Source organism: Halomonas borealis, assembly GCF_004798905.1.
Lineage (GTDB): Bacteria > Pseudomonadota > Gammaproteobacteria > Pseudomonadales > Halomonadaceae > Halomonas > Halomonas borealis.
Genome location: NZ_SDMO01000001.1, coordinates 134129 through 156759, shown reverse-complemented (window position 1 = coordinate 156759; position 22631 = coordinate 134129). Strand labels below are relative to the sequence as shown.

Annotated in this window: 18 protein-coding genes; 9 read left to right on the top strand and 9 right to left on the bottom strand. The window is 65.6% G+C overall.

Features of this window, described 5'->3' with window-relative positions; translation table 11 throughout:
• Positions 1–28 precede the first annotated feature (28 nt).
• From ETC07_RS00700 to ETC07_RS00675, 6 genes are all read left to right on the top strand, one after another.
• Positions 29–1168: a TAXI family TRAP transporter solute-binding subunit gene (locus ETC07_RS00700; protein WP_136246628.1), complete on the top strand. Its 1140-nt coding sequence runs from the start codon at positions 29–31 to the stop codon at positions 1166–1168.
• A 180-nt stretch (positions 1169–1348) separates the two neighbouring features.
• Positions 1349–2950, top strand: a complete 1602-nt coding sequence (locus tag ETC07_RS00695) for an enoyl-CoA hydratase/isomerase family protein (protein WP_136246627.1) — start codon at positions 1349–1351, stop codon at positions 2948–2950.
• A 57-nt stretch (positions 2951–3007) separates the two neighbouring features.
• The gene (locus ETC07_RS00690; RefSeq protein WP_136246626.1) at positions 3008–4216 is read left to right on the top strand and encodes an acyl-CoA dehydrogenase family protein; all 1209 of its coding nucleotides are present in this window, start codon (positions 3008–3010) and stop codon (positions 4214–4216) included.
• Between the two features lie 9 nt (positions 4217–4225).
• Positions 4226–5350 carry an acyl-CoA dehydrogenase family protein gene (locus ETC07_RS00685; RefSeq protein ID WP_136246625.1) on the top strand — a complete coding sequence of 375 codons (1125 nt, stop codon included), beginning with the start codon at positions 4226–4228 and terminating at the stop codon, positions 5348–5350.
• Positions 5351–5458: 108 nt separating this feature from the next.
• Positions 5459–7102, top strand: coding sequence for an electron transfer flavoprotein-ubiquinone oxidoreductase (locus ETC07_RS00680; RefSeq protein ID WP_136246624.1), 1644 nt, complete (start codon positions 5459–5461; stop codon positions 7100–7102).
• A 222-nt stretch (positions 7103–7324) separates the two neighbouring features.
• Positions 7325–8098, top strand: a complete 774-nt coding sequence (locus tag ETC07_RS00675; protein WP_136246623.1) for an enoyl-CoA hydratase/isomerase family protein — start codon at positions 7325–7327, stop codon at positions 8096–8098.
• Between the two features lie 71 nt (positions 8099–8169).
• Here ETC07_RS00675 and ETC07_RS00670 read toward each other — a convergent pair whose 3' ends face one another.
• From ETC07_RS00670 to ETC07_RS00635, 8 genes are all read right to left on the bottom strand, one after another.
• On the bottom strand, positions 8170–9435 hold the full coding sequence (locus tag ETC07_RS00670; protein WP_168709132.1) for a DcaP family trimeric outer membrane transporter: 1266 nt from the start codon (positions 9433–9435) through the stop codon (positions 8170–8172).
• 171 nt (positions 9436–9606) lie between these two features.
• Positions 9607–10545 (bottom strand): electron transfer flavoprotein subunit alpha/FixB family protein, encoded by a 939-nt coding sequence (locus ETC07_RS00665; RefSeq protein ID WP_136246621.1) that lies wholly within the window; start codon positions 10543–10545, stop codon positions 9607–9609.
• Positions 10542–11294, bottom strand: coding sequence for an electron transfer flavoprotein subunit beta/FixA family protein (locus tag ETC07_RS00660; protein WP_136246620.1), 753 nt, complete (start codon positions 11292–11294; stop codon positions 10542–10544). The genes ETC07_RS00665 and ETC07_RS00660 overlap by 4 nt, the downstream gene beginning before the upstream one ends.
• 192 nt (positions 11295–11486) lie before the next feature.
• A complete protein-coding gene (locus ETC07_RS00655) occupies positions 11487–12875 on the bottom strand; it encodes a hypothetical protein (protein ID WP_240724517.1) in 1389 nt (462 codons plus the stop codon).
• Positions 12872–13891, bottom strand: a complete 1020-nt coding sequence (locus ETC07_RS00650; protein WP_136246619.1) for an NAD(P)H-dependent flavin oxidoreductase — start codon at positions 13889–13891, stop codon at positions 12872–12874. Before ETC07_RS00650 ends, ETC07_RS00655 begins: the two co-directional genes overlap by 4 nt.
• Positions 13888–14262 carry a PaaI family thioesterase gene (locus ETC07_RS00645; RefSeq protein ID WP_240724516.1) on the bottom strand — a complete coding sequence of 125 codons (375 nt, stop codon included), beginning with the start codon at positions 14260–14262 and terminating at the stop codon, positions 13888–13890. The genes ETC07_RS00650 and ETC07_RS00645 overlap by 4 nt, the downstream gene beginning before the upstream one ends.
• A gap of 76 nt (positions 14263–14338) precedes the next feature.
• Positions 14339–15934 carry a class I adenylate-forming enzyme family protein gene (locus ETC07_RS00640; protein ID WP_136246617.1) on the bottom strand — a complete coding sequence of 532 codons (1596 nt, stop codon included), beginning with the start codon at positions 15932–15934 and terminating at the stop codon, positions 14339–14341.
• Positions 15934–17085 carry an acyl-CoA dehydrogenase family protein gene (locus ETC07_RS00635; protein ID WP_136246616.1) on the bottom strand — a complete coding sequence of 384 codons (1152 nt, stop codon included), beginning with the start codon at positions 17083–17085 and terminating at the stop codon, positions 15934–15936. The genes ETC07_RS00640 and ETC07_RS00635 overlap by 1 nt, the downstream gene beginning before the upstream one ends.
• A gap of 224 nt (positions 17086–17309) precedes the next feature.
• On the opposite strand from ETC07_RS00635, the gene ETC07_RS00630 reads away from it, so the two are divergent.
• The 3 genes from ETC07_RS00630 (at position 17310) to ETC07_RS00620 (ending at position 20995) form a co-directional block, all read left to right on the top strand.
• Complete coding sequence (locus ETC07_RS00630) at positions 17310–18827, top strand: 3-hydroxyacyl-CoA dehydrogenase (protein WP_136246615.1); 1518 nt, start codon at positions 17310–17312, stop codon at positions 18825–18827.
• A gap of 22 nt (positions 18828–18849) precedes the next feature.
• A complete protein-coding gene (locus ETC07_RS00625) occupies positions 18850–20055 on the top strand; it encodes a 3-oxoadipyl-CoA thiolase (RefSeq protein WP_136246614.1) in 1206 nt (401 codons plus the stop codon).
• Positions 20056–20182: 127 nt separating this feature from the next.
• Positions 20183–20995, top strand: a complete 813-nt coding sequence (locus ETC07_RS00620; protein ID WP_136246613.1) for an IclR family transcriptional regulator — start codon at positions 20183–20185, stop codon at positions 20993–20995.
• 649 nt (positions 20996–21644) lie between these two features.
• On the opposite strand, the gene ETC07_RS00615 is transcribed toward ETC07_RS00620, so the two are convergent.
• On the bottom strand, positions 21645–22403 hold the full coding sequence (locus tag ETC07_RS00615; RefSeq protein ID WP_136246612.1) for a TatD family hydrolase: 759 nt from the start codon (positions 22401–22403) through the stop codon (positions 21645–21647).
• Positions 22404–22631: the final 228 nt, after the last annotated feature.

Here is a 22631-nt window from a genome sequence, read left to right as displayed (position 1 = left end):
CCACAATAACAACTCGCAGGAGCCCGTCATGCCTCGCCCCCCCCGTTCCTTCCTTGCCGGCGCCTTGTTCGCCGGCCTCGCGGCGAGTCCTATCGTCAGCGCAGACATGCCCGAGACGCTCAACTGGACCGCCTACGGCACCGGTACCAGCGGCCACGCCCAGATCATGGCCATTGGCCAGATCATCCAGCAGCGCAGCGGCACCCAGTTCCGGGTCATTCCCGGTGCCAACGACATCCTGCGCATGTCGCCGCTCAAGACCGGTCGCGTCGATCTGTGCGCCTGTGGCATTGCCAGTTACTACGGCTCCGAGGGCGTGATGATGTTCGCCGGTCGCGACTGGGGGCCCCAGCCGATCCGTGTGATCAGTACCTCGATGGCCTCATTCGGCCTGGGCATGGCGGTGGCCGGCGATGTGGACGTGCAGACACCCGCCGACCTCGAAGGCAAGCGGGTCGCCTATATCCGCGGCGACGATGCGCTCAACAAGGCCGCCGAAGCCTACCTGGCCTTCGGCGGTCTGAGCTGGGACGACGTCGAGCGAGTCGTCTTCCCCGGCTACAACAGCGCCTTCGACGGCATCATCAGCGGCCGTGCCGACGCCGCCGTGACCACCACCGTCACCCCAGCCGCCCAGCGTCTAGCAGCCAGCCCGCGTGGCGTGCAATGGCCCGAACTGCCGCTCGACGACGATGCCGGCTGGAAACGCATGGAGGCTGTGGCCCCCTACTTCCAGCCCCACAAGGTGACCGCCGGCGCCGGTATTCCCGAGAGTGGCTACCAGAGCGCCAGCTATCCTTACCCGATCATGGTCGGCAATGCCGATCTCGAATACGCCACCGCCTACGGTCTGATCCAAACCCTGGTCGAGGACTACGACCGCTACAAGGAGGCCGCACCGGGGGCGGCCGGCTACGGCGTGGACAACCAGAATATGACCTGGGTCATCCCCTTCCACGAGGCGGTCGTCGATTACTACCGCGAGGCGGGCTTGTGGAGCGATGCGAAGCAAGCGCACCAGGAACAGTTGCTCAAGCGCCAGCGGCTACTGGCCGCCACCTGGGTCGACTACGTCGCCTCGGCCCCCGACGACGACGCCTTCCGCGAGGGCTGGATGACGGCGCGTGCCGAGGCTCTGCGAGGCGCCGGCATGCGCCCGGTGTTCTGACGCGCGGCCTCGCCATCGGTGTCTTTTTTCTTGGCCACCTTCGGGTGGCCTTTTTTCTCATGTGGCACCGGTACGCACAATAATTTTGCTTTGCGGAATCTGGTTCCGTAATACTTGACCACCTACCCCCTTCACCGCATCATGGTTTTCATCCACGCCAGACAGGGAGCCTCTTTCGCGATGCCCAACGACACTACCGTCACCGCCAGCGACACCACGCCGGTCAGCTATATCCGGCATACCCGCGTGGGCGTGATCCGCATCGATAACCCGCCGGTCAACGCCCTCGGCCAGGCGGTGCGCCAGGGGTTGGTCGACGCCCTGCAAAAGGCACTCGCCGATGACGCTGCCGAGGCCGTGGTGGTGCTGGCGGCCGGACGCACCTTCATCGCCGGTGCGGACATCCGTGAATTCGGCAAGCCGCCGCAGGGGCCCCTGCTGCCCGACGTGATCGCCGCGCTGGAAGCCAGCACCAAGCCGCTGATCGCCGTGCTGCACGGCACCGCACTGGGCGGCGGCCTGGAAGTCGCGCTGGGCTGCCACCTGCGCATCGCCCTTGAGGGCACCCGCGTCGGCCTGCCCGAGGTCAAGCTCGGCCTGCTGCCCGGCGCCGGCGGTACCCAGCGCCTGCCACGCCTGGCCGGAATCGAACGTGCGCTGGACATGATCACCCGCGGACACTTCGTCGACGCCGACGAGGCCCGCCGTTACGGTATCGTCGACGACGTGGTGGCCGCCGACGAGCCGCTGACGATGGGCCTGGCCGCCGCCGAGCGGCTTCTGGCGGGCCACTACACGCCGCGCACCACCGGCGAGCTGCCCGCGCCCACGGCCGACGGCGACGCGCTCCAGCGCTATCGCGCACAGCTGGCCCGCGACGTGCCCTACCTGTTCTCGCCGTTTCGCTGTGTGGACGCTGTCGAGGCGGCGACCCGCCTGCCGTTTGCCGACGGCCTCACGCGCGAGCGCGCGCTCTTCTCGCAGTGCATGGACTCCCCCCAGCGCGCCGGCATGATCCACGCCTTCTTCGCCGCGCGCGGCACCCACAAGGTGCCGGAGGCCGATCCCGAGGCCACCTTCGCGACGCTAGCCCTCGTCGGCGATCACGCCCTGTTCACGGCACTCGCCGCGCCGGCCGTCAAGGCCGGGATACGCCTGGCGGTGCTCGATAGTGCCGACGGCGAGGACATCAAGGATGTCGAGGCCTGCCTGGTCGCCCCCGATGCCGACGACCACCAGTGTCGAATGGTCCGCAATGCACTCCCCGCGGGCACGCCATGGGTCGATGTGACGACACCCCAAGGCACACCGGCCACCCAGCCCGGCGACGCCAGCCTGGTGTTCTCGCCACGTGACCCCAGCCAGCCGATTTGTGAGCTAGTCGACTGTATCGGCGATCCCGCGCTGACCCAGACACTGGCCAATACCCTCAGGCGGCTAAAGCAACAGGTCGTGGTGACCCGCGACGCGAGCGTGATTGCCGCACTCGATACGGCCCTGCGGCGCGCCCTGGGCGTGACCCCCGACGTCCAGGCGGCTGCCTGGCGCACCGAGGGCTGGGACCTGTCGCCGTGGCTGGCAGGCGAGACAGCCGAGACGCGCACCGACGAGCCCTCCGCGGAGAACCGCCGGCCGCTGGATCTCGCCTGGCAGCAGGCCGCCGAAGCCATCTCGCAGGCCGGCCAAGTGCACCGCGATGGCGATATCGACGTGCTGGCGATCCACGCCTTCGGCTTCCCCGCTCACCTTGGCGGGCCTCGCTTTCGCGGCCGGGCCGCCTGACAAACCTGAGGCGGCCTAGCCAGCCCCCGGGCCCTTTTATCGAATGACGAGACAGCCATGAACTTAGCCTTCACCCCTGAAGAGAACGCCTTTCGCGATGAAGTGCGCGCCTTTCTCGCCGAGGCGTTACCCGGCGACATCCAGCGCAAGGTCCGCCGCGGCCAGCAATTGAGTGCTGAGGAGCATGTGCGCTGGCAGAACCGCCTCAACGAGCGTGGCTGGCTGGCCCCCGGCTGGCCGGTCGAGCATGGCGGCACCGGCTGGAATCCGGTCGAGAAGCACATCTTCGAGGAGGAGTGCGCCGCCGCCCATGCCCCCACGGTGGTGCCGTTCGGCGTCGGCATGGTCGCCCCGGTGATCATTCGCTTCGGCAGCGCGGCCCAGCAGCGCCACTACCTGCCACGCATCCTCGACAACCGCGACTGGTGGTGCCAGGGCTACTCCGAGCCCGGCGCCGGCTCCGACCTCGCGGGGCTCAAGACCCGCGCCGAGCGCGACGGCGATCACTACGTCGTCAACGGCCAGAAGACCTGGACCACCCTCGGCCAACACGCCAACATGATGTTCTGCCTGGTGCGCACCGACCCGCAGGCCAAGAAGCAGGCCGGCATCAGCTTCCTGCTGATCGACATGAACAGCCCGGGCATCACGGTGCGCCCGATCGTCACCCTCGACGGCGCCCACGAGGTCAACGAGGTGTTCCTCGACGACGTACGCGTGCCGGTTGAAAACCGTGTCGGCGAGGAGGGCGAGGGCTGGACCTGCGCCAAGTTCCTGCTCACCCACGAGCGCACCGGCATCGCCGGCCTGGGCCACGCCAAGCAGGCCCTGCGTCACCTCAAGGACGTCGCCCACCATCAGACCCACCGCGGCCGGCCGCTGATCGACTCATCTGGCTTTCGCGAGCAGATAGCCCGCACCGAACTTGAACTGATGGCCCTGGAGGTCACCAACCTACGCGTGCTCGCCGCCGCCCGCGACGGCAGCACACCGGGCGCCGAGAGCTCGCTGCTCAAGATTCGCGGCTCGGAGCTGCGACAGCGCCTGAGCGACCTGACCCGGCGCGCGCTGGGCCCGCAGGCCCTGCCGTTCTTCGCCGACTTCCTCGCCGGTGACGACGACGGCCTCGACAATCAGGCCGACGAGAAGCAGGCCCTCACCGCCGCCGTCAGCGCGCAGTACTTCAACCGTCGCAAGCTGTCGATCTACGGCGGCGCCAACGAAATCCAGAAGAACATCGTCGCCAAGACGATCCTCGGTATGTAAGGAGCGGGTATGGACTTTTCCCTGAGCGACGAGCAACGCATGCTCGACGAAACCGTGACGCGCCTGGTCGCCGACCGCTGCAACCCTGAACAGCGCCGCGCCCTGATCGATGAACGGAGTGCCACACCCTCCCCGCTGTGGCGCACCTTTGCCGAACTCGGCCTGCTGGCGATGCCCTTCGACGAAGAAGCCGGCGGGCTGGGTGGCGACGGCGTCGACCTGATGCTGATCATGCAGGCACTGGGCCGAGGCCTGGTTCCCGAGGCCTATCTCGACGGCCTGGTGATTCCCGGCACACTGCTCGCCCGGCTCGCCGACGACAGCCTGCGCGAGCGCTGGCTGACGCCACTGCTGGCGGGTGAGCATCAACTGGCGCTGGCCTGGCACGAGGCGGCCAGCCGCTACGATATCGATACCCCGACGACCCGGGCCACACGAAACGGCGATGCGTGGCGCCTACACGGTCGCAAGCAGGTGGTGCTTAACGCGCCCGGCGCCGCGGCGTTGTTGGTCACCGCGCGTCACGACGACGCCACGCTCGGCCTCTTCCTGGTTCCCGGCGATGTCGCGGGACTGCAACGCCACGACTACGCCACCTTCGACGACCAGCGTGCCAGCGATGTCGAGCTCGACGTCGCACTGCCCGGCGCGGCGCTGCTGGCCAACGGCGACACTCTGAAGACGGCTCTCGACGAGACACTGGCGATGGGCCGCGCCGCGCTGTGCGCCGAGGCGGTGGGGGCCATGGAGGTGGCCTGCGCGCAGACCCTGGACTACCTCAAGGAGCGCCAGCAGTTCGGCGCGCCGCTGAGCCGCCAGCAGACACTGCAGCATCGCATGGTCGACATGCACCTGTACCTGGAACAGGCGCGTTCGATGGCGACCCTCGCCGCCACCAGCGTGGCTCTGCCCGCCGAGCCGCGCGACTACCGCGTCGCCGCCGCCAAGGCCTATATCGGCGAGGCCGCCCAATTCGTCGCCGAACAAGCTATTCAGCTGCATGGCGGCATGGGAATGACCGATGAATGCTCTGTTGCTCACTATGCCAAGCGGCTGATCCTACTCGATCATGCGCTGGGCGATCGCGACTATCACCTGGACACCGTCATGGACCGGCTCGAACCTGTAGCCTGACGATGCGCTGAAGTAACGCTCGTGAGCCTCGGCACCTCGTCGTGACAGAGTCCCATATCGTCCATTAAAAATAGAATACCCTGGGAGATTACAGTGGAACGCGAATCCATGGACTTCGACGTAGTCATCGTCGGCGCCGGCCCCAGCGGCCTGGCCGCCGCCTGCCGATTGATGCAGCAAGCCAACAAGGCCGAGAGCGAACTCAGCGTGTGCGTGGTCGAGAAAGGCTCCGAGGTCGGCGCGCATATCCTCTCCGGCGCGGTGTTCGAACCCCGCGCGCTGGATGAACTGTTCCCCGACTGGGCCGAGCGCGGCGCACCGCTGACCACCCCGGCGACCCGCGACGAGGTCTACCTGCTCAAGGACGCCGAAACAGCCCACAAACTGCCCAACGCCCTGGTGCCCAAGACCATGCACAACGCCGGCGGCGCGACGCCGAACTACGTGATCAGCGCCGGCAACCTGTGCCGCTGGCTAGGCGAACAGGCCGAGGCACTGGGCGTTGAGATCTTCCCCGGCTTCGCCGCCCAGGAGGCACTGGTCGACGACGCGGGCAGCGTGCGCGGCATCGTCACCGGCGACATGGGCGTGGCCGCCGACGGCAGCGAGAAAAGCGGCTACATGCCGGGCATGGAACTGCGCGCCAAGTACACGCTGTTCGCCGAGGGCGCGCGCGGGCATATCGGCAAGCGGCTGATCGAGCGCTTCGACCTAGCCGCGGACAGCGATCCGCAGCACTACGCCATCGGCCTGAAGGAGCTGTGGGACGTGCCCGCCGAGGCACACGAGCCGGGCCTGGTGCTGCACGGCTCGGGCTGGCCGCTGGGCAAGGAGAGCCACGGCGGCTTCTTCCTCTACCACGCCGAGAACCAGCAGGTGGTGGTGGGGCTGATCGTCGACTTGAGCTACACCAACCCCTACCTGTCGCCGTTCGACGAATTCCAGCGCATGAAGCACCACTCGCTGCTCAAGCCATCCCTCGTGGGCGGTAAGCGCGTGGCCTACGGCGCGCGGGCGATCACCAAGGGCGGGCTCAACTGCCTGCCTAGGATGACCTTCCCCGGCGGGCTGCTGATCGGCTGCGATGCCGGCACCCTGAATTTCGCCAAGATCAAGGGCCTGCACACGGCGATGAAGTCCGGCATGCTGGCCGCCGAGGCGGTGTTCGAGGCACTCGAGAACGGGGACGAGGGTGGCCAGGAACTGACCGGCTTCACGGCGAAATGGGAGCACAGCTGGGCCCACCAGGAGCTCAAGGCCAGCGCCAGCTTCGGCCCGGCGATCCACAAGTACGGCACCGTGGGCGGGGGCGCCTACAACGTCGTCGATCAGCTGCTCGGCGGCAAGCTGCCGGCGGTCCACGACACCACGCTGGATCATGCCCGCCTCCGGCGCGCCGACGCCAGCGAAGCGATCGACTACCCGCGGCCCGACGGCACGCTCTCCTTCGATAAGCCCTCTTCGGTGTTCCTGTCCAACACCAACCATGACGAAGACCAGCCCTGGCACCTGAAGCTCGCCGACCCCAACTTACCGATCCGCGACAACCTGCCTGCGTACGCCGAACCGGCGCAACGCTACTGTCCGGTGGGTGTCTACGAGGTGGTCGAGGACGACACCGGCAAGCCCCAGTTCCAGATCAATTTCCAGAACTGCATCCACTGCAAGACCTGCGACATCAAGGACCCAGCGCAGAACATCACCTGGGTGGCGCCGGAGGGTGGCGGCGGGCCGAACTACCCGAACATGTAAAAAGGTTTCGGTCTTGTCTGAAATTCGACAAGCAAAGACCAGACAAGGCAAACACTGGAGCAAGTACGGAGATTACACGTCGTAAATGAGTCGCTTAATCCGACTCTCGCCCACGCCGATGTTAAACACCACATGGGCAAGCGCAGGCAATTTTCAGACAGGCCACCATAGTACCGGGCTCACGCCCGGCACCTTCCCTGTAATGCACTGAAGAGGCTCCCCATGTCCGCCCATGACCCGGTCGAGGTAATCCGGCACGACAACGCCATCGTCGAGATTCGGCTAGCGCGCCCCGAGGTCCGCAATGCACTGAACGAAACCACCGCCCTGGCACTGACCGATGCCCTGCAAGCGGCAGCCGACGATCCCAGCGTGCATTGCGTGGTGCTCAGCGGTGACGGCGCCAGCTTCTGCGCCGGCGCCGATATCACCGAGTTCGAAGCGAACCCCTCGACGCTGGCCAGCGAACGCCTCGCCACGCTGTTCACCCCGGCATTGCGCTGCATGACCGAGATGCCCAAGCCGGTGATCGCCGCGATCAACGGCGCGGCGGCGGGCATCGGCGTCGCCTATGTGCTGTCCAGCGACCTAGTGCTGATGGCGCACTCGGCCTACCTCAAGCTGGCCTTCATCGACATCGGTCTTATACCCGATGGCGGCATCACCTGGCATCTGGTCCGGCGCGTTGGTCATGTCCGCGCCTTCGAGCTGGCCGCCACCGCCGCGCCGATCGATGCCGCCACCTGCCGCACGCTGGGACTGGCCAATCATGTGGTCGATGACGAGTCGCTGCGTGACGAGGCGCTACGCTGGGCGTGCATGCTGACCGCCCAGCCCCATCAGGCCATCGCCCACACCAAGCAGGCCCTGCGCGCCGCGGCGTTCTCCAACCTGGACACCACCTTCGAGCGTGAAGGACGGCTGCAGGATGCCTGCAAGGCCTCGCCGGCGTTCGCCGAGCGCATCGCCGCCTTTCGCGCTGCGCGCCGGCGGTGAATACCCGCGTCCCCGAAAAAAGCCCCGCAAGCGGGGCCCCAGGGCAGTCACGATCGGGCAGCGATGACTAACTAGAAGTTGTATTGCGCCGACACGTGCAGCCGATCCAGACCGAAGGTATCACCATCGACTTCCTCGAGATCGAAGCGCTGGTATTCGATGCCGTAAGTGGTGTTCGCCATCGGCGACCACATCAGGTTGACGAAGGTGGTGTCGTACCTGTCGGTCATGTCGCCCGAGCCGGACTCGTCCAGCCCGGTCCGCGAGTAGGCCAGCGAACTACGCCACTCATCGCTCCAGTAGTGGCGATAGATCGCCGAGGCGCCCCAGGCATCGACGCCGCCGATTTCGCCGTTCTCGGTCTGGGCGTCCGGGTAGGGGCGCAGGCCCATGTAGCGCCCCAGGTTACCGTAGTTGGCCTGCAGGCGAATGTCGTCCTTGCCGAGGGTCGGGAAGCGGCCGGTCACGCTGTAGGCATCGCCCCACTCGTTGTCGTCGTCGACTCCATTGTCGACCGTCAAGCGGCGGGCCAGCGCGGCCGCCGACGCATGGCCCCAGTCGCCATCGACGTTCACTCGCCCGACGATATCCGGAACCGACTGGTCGTCACCGCCATCCTCCGGATTCTCTAGGGCGAACTGCAGGCTGCCACCCTCGAAGGGCTGGGTGTAGCGTAACTGCGCCTGGCGCGCGAAGATCACGCTGGCATGTTGGCCGAAGGCATCAATCTCACCCAGGCCGTTGAGGTCCATGAAGGTCGACCAGGTCTGGCCGGCCAGCCAGTTGCCCCAGCTGCCATAGGCGTGACGCAGACGCGGCGCGTAGGAGTTGCTTACGAACTCGTTGGCCTCGTCGTCGGCACCGTAGAAGTCGATCTCGACGAAGGTCTTGAGCGTATCGCCGGCCAACGGCGTGGCAGTACCGACGTTCAGGCGACTCTGTCGAGCGCTGAAACTGGTGCGATTGCCCAGGTCTTCGTCGACACTGCGCAAGGACCCGGGCGTGACGATCTCGCTGGCCTTGCCGTCGCCATAACCGTTGTTGGCCAGCGTCGCCTGGGCCTTGATGTAACCACCGATCGACAGCGTGGTCTCGCCGATCTTCAGGTCCCCTTTCGGCGTGGGGGTGACGACGTCGTCGCTGACTGCGGCGACTGTTTCCCGGGTGGTTCGTTGCTCTGACTTGAGTTCGTCGAGTTGTGTCTGCAATACCTGCATCTGGGCCTGCAGGGCCTCGATATCATCGGGCGTCGCCTGCGCGTTGGCCATTCCCAGCGGCAGCATCAGCGTGGAACCAAGGACGGTGACGGTTGTTATTCGTCTGACGGGCTTGAACATGCGGGTCCTCATTGTTTTTTTAGCCGCGCGAAGCCCCCTTCCGGCGACCGCTGGACGAGCATCGGAATCCCGGGGAGGTCACGCTAGACAGGCCTGCGCGTGTCGCGCTTGGGTTGATGAAGCGGGAGCGTCGACCCCCGCTGTCGTGCAGGAGCGGGTACTGGGCGGTCCTTACAACGCTTGCTCGAGCTCCGGCAGGATCTGGAACAGGTCACCCACGAGTCCGTAATCCGCCACCTGGAAGATCGGCGCCTCGTCGTCCTTATTGATGGCGACGATCACCTTGGAGTCCTTCATCCCCGCCAGGTGCTGGATCGCCCCGGAGATACCCACCGCGATGTACAGCTCCGGGGCGACGATCTTGCCGGTCTGCCCGACCTGCATATCGTTGGACACGAAGCCGGCATCCACCGCCGCACGCGAGGCGCCGATCGCCGCGCCGAGCTTGTCGGCGATGCCGTCGAGAAGCTGGAAGTTCTCGCCGTTGCCCATGCCGCGCCCGCCGGAGATGACCACCTGCGCGCCTCCCAGTTCGGGACGCTCGCTCTGGGCGAGTTCCTCGCCGACGAAGGTCGATAGGGCGTTGTCGGCGACCGTGGCCACGGCTTCGACCGGAGCGCTGTTATTTTCGCCGACCGCATCGAAGGCGGTGGTGCGCACGGTGATCACCTTGAGCGCGTCACTGCTCTGTACCGTGGCGATGGCATTGCCGGCATAGATCGGCCGCTTGAAGGTGTCGGCACTGACCACATCGAGCACGTCGGAGAGCTGGGCGACATCCTTCAGCGCGGCGAGGCGCGGCAGCACGTTCTTGCCGATGGTCGAGGAGCTGGCCAGCACATGCGAATAGTCGTCGGCCAACGCGACCAGCAGATCGGCCAGCGGCTCGGCGAGCTGGTGAGCGTAGACGGCGTGGTCGGCGACGCGTACCCGGGCCACGCCGTCGAGGCGGGCGGCCTGCTCGGCGATGGCGCCGACGTCTTCCCCGGCGAGGAGCAGGTCGATATCGCCACCGCTCGAGTCGACGATCTGCCGTGCAGCGGCGACAACGCTGGCAGTGGACCCGGCCAGGTGGCCATCGTGATGTTCGGCGAGGACCAGAATGCTCATGCGATCACCTTGGCTTCGTTCTTGAGTTTGTCGACCAGCTCGTCCACCGAGCCGACCTTGATCCCGCCCTTGCGCTCGGCCGGAGTCTCGACCTGCACCAGGCTGACCCAGGAGGCGATGTCGACGCCGAGCTCCTCGGGCGTCTTCGTGTCGAGCGGCTTCTTCTTGGCCTTCATGATGTCGGGCAGCTTGGCGTAGCGCGGCTCGTTCAAGCGCAGGTCGGTGGTGACCACGGCCGGGAGCGTCAATGAGACGGTCTGCAGGCCACCGTCGATCTCGCGGGTGACGTCGACGGTGCCGTCTTTGACATCGACCTTCGAGGCGAAGGTACCCTGCCCCAGCCCGGTCAGGGCGGCGAGCATCTGGCCGGTCTGGTTGTTGTCGGTGTCGATGGCCTGCTTGCCGAGGATGGTCAGGCCGGGCTGCTCGTCATCGATGACCGATTTGAGCAACTTGGCCACCGCCAGCGAGTCGACACGCGCGTCGGTTTCAACATGGATGGCCCGGTCGGCACCCAGCGCCAGCGCGGTACGCAGCTGCTCCTGGGCGGCCTTGGGGCCAACGGTCACGACGACGATCTCGGTCACCTCTCCGGATTCTTTGAGCCGCACCGCCTCTTCCACGGCGATTTCGCAGAACGGGTTCATGGCCATCTTGACGTTGGTCAGGTCGACGTCGGAGTGATCCGCCTTGACGCGGATCTTGACGTTGTAGTCGATGACGCGTTTGACCGCGACGAGGATTTTCATGATCGCCTCCTAGTAAGTTTCTCTATGCGGAATCACGTTCCGCATAATTTTATAGACGATAGAGTTGCCGACACCATGCCGTCAAGAACCAGTATTCAGGCCTATACCAAAGGAGTACGAGGGAATCAGTGAGGAAGAGAAGATAGGGGGTATATGCAAAATTTCGCTGTGAGGAACTTAAATCTGAAATTGTTATAGCAGGTTGGCAAACAGGAACCAGGCCGCCATCAGTGGCACCACACCGAGCATGAAGGCACCGTTCCAGCGATAGCCGATACGCCACGAAGCGACGCCGGAAAAGCGTGAGAGGATCACCATCGAGGCGGTGAGGGGCGATGACATCAGTGCCAGCGACCAGCCCACCATTAGCGATACACCGATCAGGGGCGGCGACAGACCGGGAATCTCCAGCGCCGGCAAAAGCCCGGCAAGCAAGGTCACGCTGACGATAGGATTGAGCCCCACCTGAGCGGTGACGAGCACCAGCAACATGGCGATGACAGCATTCCAGGCACCCAGCGGTACCAGCCAGCCCAGCGACCCTACCAGCGCCTGCGGATCGATCAATGCCACCCACAGGTGACCGACATAGCCCGCCGACCCCAGCACCACTACTTCGCTGCCCAACGGTCCCAGCAGCCACGGCAGCTGGCGATGGAAGGTGACGGCGGCCGGCAGCACCCCCCATCCCCCCAGGGTCCGACGCTGCCAGGCCAGCCACAGCCATGCAGCCAACGGCGCACCAACCAAGGTGGCAACCGGCAGGCGCACGTCGAGCAGCGCAGATACCGCGAAGACCAGCAACACGATGCCCACCAGCAACACGCAGAAACGTTGCAGCGGGGCCAGCGAAGGGGGCAACGAAGGTGCGAGGCGGCGCGGCGGATGGGGCCCGGCGAGGTGATCGGCCATCCAGCCGCAGAGAAAGATCACCGCGGCGGCACCATAGGCGTAGGGGGCCAGCTCGCGCCACTGCACCGAGGGCATGCTCGCCAGGATTACCGCCACGCCGATGCCCATCGGCGAGATCAGCGGCGCCAGCGAGAATCCGCGCAGCAGCGCCATAAGCATGCGCCGCCGCCGTGCCTTCTGGACCCAATCCCGGCCCTCAGCCGCGGCCAGCGTGTTGCTCTGCTCGATCATCCCGGCAAATAGGTTGAGCACGCCGATGTTGAGAATCACCCCGAACAACCCCGAGCCCAGCGACAGGATCGGATAGCGTCGCGTGGGCGGCTGACGCAGCATCACCTGGCCGCATTGACGTACCAGATGCGAGCGACAGGCGGGGAGCCGAAGCAAGCTTAGGGCGGCAACGAAGGTCGCAAAGAAGGCGAAGCGCCCGACCGCGTCGACGAGCAACACCCAAACGTCATCACTACGCCATAGCGCAACCAGCGTGGTCACGCCAGCGAAGGCCAGCAGCCCCAGCGCCATGCGCGACAAGCACCCGCGCTGCGACAACAGGTACCCCACCAGCAAGAGCCCGGCCAGCCCGTGAGCCCAGGTATTGCCGAACACCAGACCGACCAGCGTGGCCAGCATGGTGCCACCGAGCAGCCGCGCGCCCGCAGGCTGAATCACCCGCGCTCACCGCCGGCGCCCAGCCTGGCGAGGGCGGCATCCGCCTCGGCTTCGAGCGCGGCAACGATCTTGTCTAGTGGCGCACGACACGTCATCAGCCCCACGCCTTGGCCGACTGACAACGCTCCTTGACGCCAGTCACCGCTAGCATAAGCGGCCTTTCCCAGGGCGCCCCGAACATACGGCAGTAACGACTGAACATCGTCGACGCCCTGCCCCTCCAGTGCCTGTACCGTGGCGGTGGTATCGTTGCGCAACACGCGCATCGAGTTGCGCACCGACGACAAGATCAGCGTGGTGTCGCCGGGCTCGGCCTCGACCAGGCGCCGCTTGTAGTCGACATGAGCAGGGATTTCATCGGCGATGAGAAAGCGCGTGCCGATGGCCACTCCCGAAGCGCCCAGCGCCAGAGCCGCGACGATCTGCTCTCCTGTGGCGATACCGCCGCCCAGGGCGAAGGGAATCGCCAGGGTACGTGCGGCCAGCGCTCCTTGCACGAGGGTCCCGACCGGCGATTCCCCGGGATGACCGCCACACTCGGCACCAACTATGGTCACTGCATCGACCCCGGCGACCTCCGCCTTAAGCGCGTGGCGTAGCTGTGGCACCTTGTGCACCACGCGGCAGCCGGCGGACTTCAGGCCGGCGACATAAGCCGTCGGGTCACGCCCCGAGGTTTCGACCACGGTGATGCGCTCATCGGCGATCAGCGCCATGATCTCGTCGGTGCGATCACCCGGCAGCAGCTTGGGAAGCATCGAGACGTTGACGCCAAAGGCGCGTCCGTCTAGCAATTCACGGCATCGCTGGATCTCGTCGCGCAGCGCGCTGGTGTCGGGGAAACTCGCGGCGGTGATGAAGCCCATCATGCCACCATTCACCGCCGCGGCGACGTAATCGGCGTTAGCCAGCCACTGCAGGCCGGTGGCCATCACTGGCAGCCGGGTATCCAATAGCCGGGACAGCGGCGTGTCGCGCCAGTCATGCGCGGCCGGGGCGGACAGGGCATCGGTCATGCTGGCTCACCCTCGGGCGACTGGCTGGCGCGGCGCACGCGGAAGGTGCCCTCGCCGAGGGCAACCACGTTGCCGTCGGCGTCGAGCACCTCACCGCTGGCCATGAAGGTCCCCCGTCCGCCGCCACGGCGACAGCCGATGGCGCGCAGTAAACCGCTGCGCGCCGGTGCAACGAAGGTGGTAGTCAGCGACAGCGTCATCCCCTTGCGCACGTTACCGGGCACGCTGCAATAGAGACCGGCCAGGCTCAGCGCGGTATCCAGCAGCGAGGTCAGCACGCCGCCATGCACAATGTCGCTGCGGTTGAGGTGCTGCGCACCGACATCGAGCTCGACCACAGCTAGGTCGGTATCCCAGTCAGTGATGCGCATGCCTAACAGGCACTGGAAACCGAACGGTTCGCCGCTATCAGGCGCGTCGTTCGAAGTCCACGTGGAAGTCGAAGGTTCAGTCATACGGATAGCCCTCCTGCGCCTGCTGGCGAAGCCGGCCCTTGAGGATCTTTCCGGTCGCAGTTGCCGGCAGCGCATCGACCAGGAATATCTCGCATGGCCGCTTGTAGGGCGCCAACCGTTCGGCGACGAAGGTACGCAAGGCCTCCTCGTTCAGCGAGGTCCCGGTCGCGCACTGGACGAAGGCGATCACCTCTTCGTTGCCGGCCACTTCGCGGCCGACCACTGCCGAGAGCGTGACTTCGGGGTGCTCGTTGATCACCGCCTCGACATCCGGCGGGTAGATATTGAAGCCGGAACGGATGATCAGCTCCTTACTGCGACCGACGATATACAGTTCCCCGGCGGCGTCGACGCGTGCGATGTCACCGGTGTTGAGCCAACCCGCGTCGTCGAGACAGGCCCGCGTGGCTTCCGGCTGGCGAAAGTAGCCGCGCATAACGTTGGGCCCGCGTACCCACAGCTCGCCGGCCTCCGACGCCTCGGCATCGACGTTGCCCAGCGGCTCAAGGCGGTATTCGAGTAGTGGCAGGACGCGACCCACGGTGGTGCTGGCGGGGGTGTCGTTGATGCGCGTCTGGCTGATCGTCGGACTGGCCTCCGTGAGGCCGTAGCCATTGTGCAGGGTCTGGCCGAAGACGGCCTCGACGCGCCGCTTGATGTCGGCGTCAAGTGGCGAACCGCCAGCCGAGATGTAGATCAGCGCCGGGGCATCCAGCGCCACGCCCTGGTGCGTGAGATAATCGAGCATGCGCGCGTACATCGCCGGCACACCCTGAAGCACGGTGATGCGTTCATCGACCAAGGCCTCGACCAGCACCGGTGCCTCGAAGCGCGGCACCGGATAGAGGCAGGCGCCGTTGTACAGCGAGCCCACGCACACCGAGGCGAGGCCGAACACGTGCGACATCGGCAACACACCGTAGACTCGTTGGCCCTGGGTAAGATGGCGCATGCCGCCGGAAATCGAGGCAATATAGAGAATGCCACGATGGGTCAGCATCACCCCCTTGGGGGTGCCGGTAGTGCCCGAGGTGTAGATCATCGCTGCGACCTGCTCGCCACCACTGGCGTGCACCGACTCGGTGGCAGTGTCGGTAAGCGGACCGATCATCAGCTCCCCAAGGCTGGCATGGTGAACGCTCTCAGCGCCGTGACGCACACCATGCTCGGCGGCATCGCGCGATGCCGCGCTTGTGTAAACGATGCGCCGCGGCTCGCAGTTGCCGCAAATCAGATCAACCTCCTTGGCCGACAGCCGCGAATTAACAATCGCCAGCCAGGCATCCATCTCGCTGGCGGCCAACAGCAGCACCACCAGCGCACGGCAGTTCTCGCTCACCGTCATCAACCTGTCGCCGGGGCGCACCCCGAGCTCGGCCAGCCAGGTGGTGGCCGCGCGCACTTCATCCGCCAACTCGGCGTAGCACCAGCGCACTTCGTCGTCGACAATGGCCTCATGCCGTGGCTGGCGCTCGGCCAGTTCAAGCACCCGCGTGCTCAGCCGCTCGGGCAGTTCGGCAACGAGCTCGCTGGCCCAGCGCCCGTTGATCCGTTCATCCATGGCCTGGTAAGAGTTTAAGAGCTGCATTACTGCGCCTCCCGCACCATGTTGCGCGCGATCACCAGCTGCTGGATCTGAGTAGTGCCCTCGTAGATGCGGAACAGCCGTACGTCGCGATAGAAGCGCTCGACAGCATACTCGGCCATGTAGCCGGAGCCGCCGTGGACTTGCACCGCACGGTCGGCGACGCGACCCACCATTTCGGCGCAGAACAGCTTGGCACACGAAGCCAGGGTTGAAACGTTCTCACCATCGTCCTTGCGCCGTGCGGCATCCATCACCATGGCACGCCCGGCGTAGGCTTCGGTCTTGCTGTCGGCGAGCATCGCCTGGACCAGCTGGTGTTCAGACAAGGCAGCCCCGAATTGCTTGCGCTCCATGGCGAAGGCCAGCGACTCCTCGACCAGCCGCTCGGCCACTCCCACGCAGACCGCCGAGATATGCAGGCGACCGCGGTCGAGCACCTTCATCGCGGTCTTGAAGCCCTGGCCCTCACGGCCGCCGATGATGTTCTCAGCTGGCACCCGGCAGTCGTCGAAGATGATGTCGCAGGTGTGAGCGCCCTTCTGTCCCATCTTCTTGTCCGCCAGGCCTCGCCGGATGCCCGGCGTATCGCCTTCGACGATGAAGGCGCTGATGCCGCCGGCGCCCTTGTCGTCGGGATCGGTACGCGCCATCACGGTAAAGAGATCGGCCTCCGGACCGTTGGTGATGAAGCGTTTGGTGCCATTGAGTACGTAGTAATCACCGTCGCGGATCGCTGTGGTTCGCAGACTAGCAGCGTCAGAGCCGGAATCTGGCTCAGTGAGGCAAAAGGCACTGATGATCTCGCCGGTCGCCAGACGTGGCACGTACCTGGTCTTCTGTTCGGGGGTGCCGTCGATCAGGATTCCCTGGGCTCCAATGCCGTTGTTGGTACCAAAGATCGAGCGAAACGCAGGCGAAGTCTTGCCGATTTCCATCGCCACCAGTGCCTCTTCCTCCATGGTCAAGCCGAGACCGCCATATTCCTCGGGTATCGACAGGCCGAACACGCCCATCTCCTTCATCTCTGCAAGGATCTCGGCGGGCACCGCATCCTCCTCGGCCAGCCGGCCCTCGTTGGGTATCAGACGCTCGCGCACGAAGCGTGCAAGCGTATCCAGCAATTGATCGAGAAGTTCCTGATCGCGAATCATGGCGGTTTCCTCGCTGCCGTCTTGTATCTTGAAATGGCTTGTTATGCGGGTCGGCGACGCAGGGTTTCGACTTTAGTTCTGCTTTGCGAAACCAGGCTTCACTTATCTTGCGATGCACTTTTGCACAGCCTATGATGGCCGTCAATATTCGGAACCTGGTTCTGCTTTGCGAAACAGGTCCGCACTAGCGTTAGTGTATTTCGAGCTCAGGAGGGACATCCGGCATGAGTCAACCCATTACCACCCTCGGCATCGTCGGCACCGGCGCGATGGGACGCGGCATCGCCCAGGTCGCCGCCGAGGCGGGGCTGCGGGTCAAGCTGCACGACACCCGTAACGGCGCCGTCGACGAGGCCAAGGACTTTATCGGCAAGCTGTGGGCACGCAAGGTCGAGAAGCAGCGCTTCGACCCCGCCCACGCCGAGACCCTGAATGACCGGCTCGTGGAGGCTGCCACGCTGGACGACCTGGCCGACTGCGAACTGGTCATCGAGGCTATCATCGAGCAGGTGGCCGCAAAGCAGCAGCTGTTCCGGCAGCTCGAGGCGGTAATTGACACGCGCGCCATCCTCGCCACCAATACCTCGTCGCTGTCGGTCACCGAGATCGCCGCGGCTTGCGAACATCCCGCGCGAGTGATCGGCTTTCACTTCTTCAATCCTGTACCGCTGATGAAGATCGTTGAGGTGATTCCGGGGCTGCGCACCGACAAAGCGGTAGTCGAAGCCACCGAGGCACTGGGCCAGCACTTCGGCCACTTCACGGCGCGTGCCACCGATACGCCGGGCTTCCTGGTCAACCACGCCGGGCGTGCATTCGGTACCGAGGCGCTGCGTGTGCTCACCGAGGGCGTCGCCGACCATGTCACCATCGACCGCCTGTTGACCGATCAGGGCGACTTTCGCATGGGGCCGTTCAGCCTGCTCGATCTGACCGGGCTCGACGTCTCGCACGCGGTGATGGAGTCGATCTACCACCAGTACTATCAGGAGCCGCGCTTTCGTCCTTCGGCGCTGACCGGGCAGCGCCTGGCGGCCGGCCTGCTGGGCCGCAAGAGCGGCGAGGGCTTCTACCGCTACGTCGACGGCCAGCCCCAAGTGCCCGAGGAGCCGGCCGCACCGTGTGTCGCGCCGATGCCGGTGTGGATCAGTGGCGAGGACGCCGACGCCCGGCACGCCCTGGCCGGCGTGGTCGAGGCCGCCGGCTGGCCGCTGGAGACGGATGACGCCCCCAGCGACGCGGCGCTGTGCCTGCTCACCCCCTATGGCGAGGACGCCACCGACTGCGCCCTACGCCAGGGGCTCGACCCGGCGCGCACCATCGCCGTCGACATGCTCGCCGGCCTCGACCGGCGGCGCTGCCTGATGACCAGCCCGGCGGCCCGCAGCGACATGCGCGACGCCGCCCATGCCTTGCTCGCCGCCGACGGTACGCCGGTCAGCGCGATCCACGACAGCGGCGGCTTCGTGCTGCAGCGTGTGGTGGCATGCATCGTCAACGTGGGGGCCGACATCGCCCAGCAAGGCGTCGCCGAGCCGACGACCATCGATCGCGCCGTCGAGCTCGGCCTGGGCTACCCACACGGGCCACTGGCTATGGGCGAGCACTACGGCGCACGACGCATCCTCACTATCCTGGAAAACCTGCAGGCCAACAGCGGCGACCCGCGCTACCGGCCGAGCCCGTGGCTGCGCCGCCGGGCGCGACTGGGTCTGTCGCTCACCACCGTCAGCGCTCAGTAGCCACCGACCACGGAGAACCACCATGCACGACGCCTATCTCTATGACGGCATTCGCACGCCCTTTGGCCGCCACGGCGGCGCACTGGCCGGGGTGCGCCCCGACGACCTGCTGGGCCTGACCCTCAGACACCTGCGCGAACGCTCAGCCTTCGCCGCCGACGCTTACGAGGATGTACTCGCCGGTTGCACCAACCAGGCCGGCGAAGATTCGCGCAACGTCGCGCGTCACGCCGCGCTGCTGGCCGGCCTGCCCATCGAGGTCGCCGGCCAGACCGTCAACCGGCTGTGTGGCAGCGGTCTGGCGGCGATCCTCGACGCCGCCCGCGCCACCCGCAGCGGCGAAGGCGAGCTATTCCTCGCCGGTGGCGTAGAGAGCATGAGCCGCGCGCCCTACGTGCTGGGCAAGGCCGAGTCGGTCTATGCGCGCAACCAGCCGCTCTACGACACGGTGATCGGGTCGCGTTTCCCCAATCCATCGATCGCCAGGGAGTACGGTAGCCACAGCATGCCGGAGACCGCCGACAACGTGGCCCACGACCTGGCCATCGACCGCGACTCCGCCGACGCCTACGCCGCCCGCTCCCAGGCGCGCTATGCCGAGGCGCTGGCACGTGGCTTCTATGCCGAAGAACTGCTTCCCGTCGAAGTCGCGCAGGGGCGCAAGCAGCCGTCGCTGACGGTGGACCGGGACGAGCATCCGCGCCCCGGCAGCGATGCCGACAAGCTCGGCCGACTGCCGGCGCTGTTCGAGGGCGGGGTGGTATCGGCGGGTAATGCCTCGGGCCTTAACGATGGCGCCGCGGCGATGATCGTGGGTAGCCTGGCGGCCGGCGAGAAGGCCGGTATGGCGCCACGCGGACGCATCGTCGCCGGGGCGGTGGCCGGGGTAGCGCCGCGGGTGATGGGCCTGGGCCCGGTCCCCGCGAGCCACAAGGCGCTGGCCCGCGCCGGGCTGAGCCTGGATCAGATGGACCTGATCGAGCTCAACGAGGCCTTCGCTGTACAGGTGCTCGGCTGCGTGGAGCAGCTGGGCCTGTCGCACGACGACAGCCGCCTCAACCCCAACGGCGGCGCCATCGCCATCGGCCATCCGCTGGGGGCGTCCGGCGCACGCCTGGCGCTGACCGCGTTGCGCCAGCTCGAGATCACCGGCGGGCGTTATGCGCTGGTAACCATGTGCATCGGCGTCGGCCAGGGAATCGCCACAGTGATCGAGCGCATCGATTAGCCACACGGCACTCTCCATCAGACGCTCGCATGACGCGCTCCCAGCCCGGAGAAGGTTGACACCTTCTCCGGGCTGTTATGCGATACTCGGTTTCATTTTCCTCACTCTGGCCGACTTTGGAGCACACATGAACAAGCCGACACATTTTAACGAGGAACAAGGCAGCGCAGCCAAGGACCGCAACTTCGTCACCGCCCTCTCACGAGGTCTTGAGTTACTGCGAGCTTTCGGAGCCGGCGAAGAGTACTTGGGTAACGCTGAGCTCTCCAGCCGAACCGGAATCCCCCGCCCTACCGTTTCGCGACTAACATATACACTCAAGCTACTCGGTTACCTACATCACAACGAGTACTTGGAAAAATATCGACTGAGTGCTGGCGTGTTGGCACTCGGCTATCGCTACTTGTCCAGCATGGGCATCCGCGACATCGCCCGGCCGCATATGCAGCACTTGGCCGACGCCACCGATTGCGCTATTGCACTAGGCACGGCGGATCGCCAGACGATGACCTACATCGAAGTATGCCAGGGCAACGGTCCCTTGGTAATGCGCTTAGAAACCGGCTCACGCATTCCTATGGCAACCACTGCCATAGGCCGCGCTTGGCTATGCGGCATTCCCACCGAACGCCGAGAACAGTTGATGGACGAGATGCGCCAGCGCGACCCCGACAACTGGCCAGCTATCGAACAATCAATCCAGAAATCACTCGATGACTATGCCCGCTACGGCTTTTGCCTTTCCGAGGGCGATTGGGAACGCGAAGTCAGCGCCGTGGCTATGCCACTGATCCTCGAAGAAGGAGCGGAAGTCATGGCAATCAACTGTGGCGGTTCATCCTTGCGTCTGAGTCACCGCGTGCTCGTGGAGAATCTCGGCCCACGGCTGCAGGAACTGGTTGAACAGATCAAAGGCTCCCTGGCGCCTCCGCACGCCTGAGCCTCCGCATTTTAGGCTCATCGCTGGTCAGCGCGAAACTGGCAAGGCTTTCGGCGCCTGACGATTTACGAGCTCGCCCTGCACAAGGGGCAACGCGACGCCACTGTATTCACCTGCGCAGACAACCAGCAGGTGATATGGGTTGGTGAAGACCGCTCCACGAGGCACTCCGTCCTTTCTTCGCGTGATTGGCCGATTCCCGAGAGCAGGCCGAGACTTTCACCTTGGATATGAATTCGGCCATCGATCTCGAGGTAAAGCACCAATGTCCCCACGTCGAGGTGGTCTACGGAAGATAGATGAGCTACTGGTGGCCAATGCATCACTGACCACGGCGTATCATCTCCAGGATCAACTCAAAAACCTCTAGTTTACCGACGATGAGACCTCCGTCATAAGCACCTGACCGGAGTGGGGGCGACATGGCCATGGGGAACGGCATTGAGACTCTGGCGCGCTTTGCAACACGGCTGTTCCCCTACCTCGTAGGGGGCTGTCCAGCAATCGACACTGGCTTAACCCCAGCGTGCTGGAGGGGATGAACAACCTAATCAAGGTCATCAAACGGGTGACCTACAGTTACCGCGACACGGCGATTTTTTCCTGATGATCCGTACAGCGTTTCCAGGAAAAGTTTGATGAATTCATTTTAAAGCCCGAACAGTCGCCGGGCGGTGGCGCTGCTGTCTGCCGCCACCCGCTCGACGGACTGGCTTCGGAGTTCCGCCACCCGGCGACCCACCTCGGCCACGCGAGCCGGCTCGTTGCGCTCCCCTCGATGCCCGGCGGTGGGCATGTCCGGGCTATCGGTCTCCAGCACATAGCCATCGTCGGGCAATGCCACCACGCTACGGTGCAGGCGCTTGGCCCGCTCATGCGTCAGGGCCCCGCCTAGCCCCACCACAAACCCCACATCGAGGAACGCCTGGGCCTGCTGCGGGGAGCCGGCGAAGGCATGGATCAGCCCCCCAGCACTCGGCGCCAGCTGACGTAGCCGCTTGGCCAGCCGATCGTTGGCGCGCACGCAGTGGATCACCAGTGGCAAGTCTCGCTCCTTCGCGATTCGTGCCTGGGCGTCGAACAGGGCCCACTGGGCATCCAGTGTCGCCTCAAAGCGCGCATCGATGCCGCACTCACCGACCGCCACTGCCTCGGGGTGATGCTCCAGGGCCGCCGCCAACGCATCGATGTCGCCCTCGCGATGGTCATCCATGAAGTAGGGATGCAGGCCCAGGCAGACGTTGACATCCGCGCGCGCGCCGAGCGCCAGCACGCCATCCCAGCGCCGTCGGATGGTGCCGGGCACCACGAAGTGGCCGACTCCGGCCGCACGGGCGCGTGCGAACATCGCCTCACGATCGGTATCGAAGTCGGGGAAATCCAGGTGGCAGTGGGCGTCGATGAGCATAGGCAGCGACTCCGGCAGCGGTCTTTGGGTTGCGGCTTCCCGAGGGCGGCCCTTCGCGGAGGCGCTATGATCCCATCCCTGGGCGCCACATTTGCCCTCCCTAGCCAATGACCTCCGCTTCGGTCTGCCGCCGGCGCCGCTCACCATCAGCAGCAAGGCAGTGTGAGATCGCCCGATGCAAAAGAAAACCCCGAAGGCTTGGGCCTCGGGGTTTTCTTGCCACTCGGC

Coding starts and splice junctions, on each gene's coding strand:
- ETC07_RS00700 (WP_136246628.1), top strand. CDS start 29: ATGCCTCGCCCCCCCCGTTCCTTCCTTGCCGGCGCCTTGTTCGCCGGC.
- ETC07_RS00695 (WP_136246627.1), top strand. CDS start 1,349: ATGCCCAACGACACTACCGTCACCGCCAGCGACACCACGCCGGTCAGC.
- ETC07_RS00690 (WP_136246626.1), top strand. CDS start 3,008: ATGAACTTAGCCTTCACCCCTGAAGAGAACGCCTTTCGCGATGAAGTG.
- ETC07_RS00685 (WP_136246625.1), top strand. CDS start 4,226: ATGGACTTTTCCCTGAGCGACGAGCAACGCATGCTCGACGAAACCGTG.
- ETC07_RS00680 (WP_136246624.1), top strand. CDS start 5,459: ATGGACTTCGACGTAGTCATCGTCGGCGCCGGCCCCAGCGGCCTGGCC.
- ETC07_RS00675 (WP_136246623.1), top strand. CDS start 7,325: ATGTCCGCCCATGACCCGGTCGAGGTAATCCGGCACGACAACGCCATC.
- ETC07_RS00670 (WP_168709132.1), bottom strand. CDS start 9,435: ATGTTCAAGCCCGTCAGACGAATAACAACCGTCACCGTCCTTGGTTCC.
- ETC07_RS00665 (WP_136246621.1), bottom strand. CDS start 10,545: ATGAGCATTCTGGTCCTCGCCGAACATCACGATGGCCACCTGGCCGGG.
- ETC07_RS00660 (WP_136246620.1), bottom strand. CDS start 11,294: ATGAAAATCCTCGTCGCGGTCAAACGCGTCATCGACTACAACGTCAAG.
- ETC07_RS00650 (WP_136246619.1), bottom strand. CDS start 13,891: ATGACCGATGCCCTGTCCGCCCCGGCCGCGCATGACTGGCGCGACACG.
- ETC07_RS00645 (WP_240724516.1), bottom strand. CDS start 14,262: ATGCGCATCACTGACTGGGATACCGACCTAGCTGTGGTCGAGCTCGAT.
- ETC07_RS00640 (WP_136246617.1), bottom strand. CDS start 15,934: ATGCAGCTCTTAAACTCTTACCAGGCCATGGATGAACGGATCAACGGG.
- ETC07_RS00635 (WP_136246616.1), bottom strand. CDS start 17,085: ATGATTCGCGATCAGGAACTTCTCGATCAATTGCTGGATACGCTTGCA.
- ETC07_RS00630 (WP_136246615.1), top strand. CDS start 17,310: ATGAGTCAACCCATTACCACCCTCGGCATCGTCGGCACCGGCGCGATG.
- ETC07_RS00625 (WP_136246614.1), top strand. CDS start 18,850: ATGCACGACGCCTATCTCTATGACGGCATTCGCACGCCCTTTGGCCGC.
- ETC07_RS00620 (WP_136246613.1), top strand. CDS start 20,183: ATGAACAAGCCGACACATTTTAACGAGGAACAAGGCAGCGCAGCCAAG.
- ETC07_RS00615 (WP_136246612.1), bottom strand. CDS start 22,403: ATGCTCATCGACGCCCACTGCCACCTGGATTTCCCCGACTTCGATACC.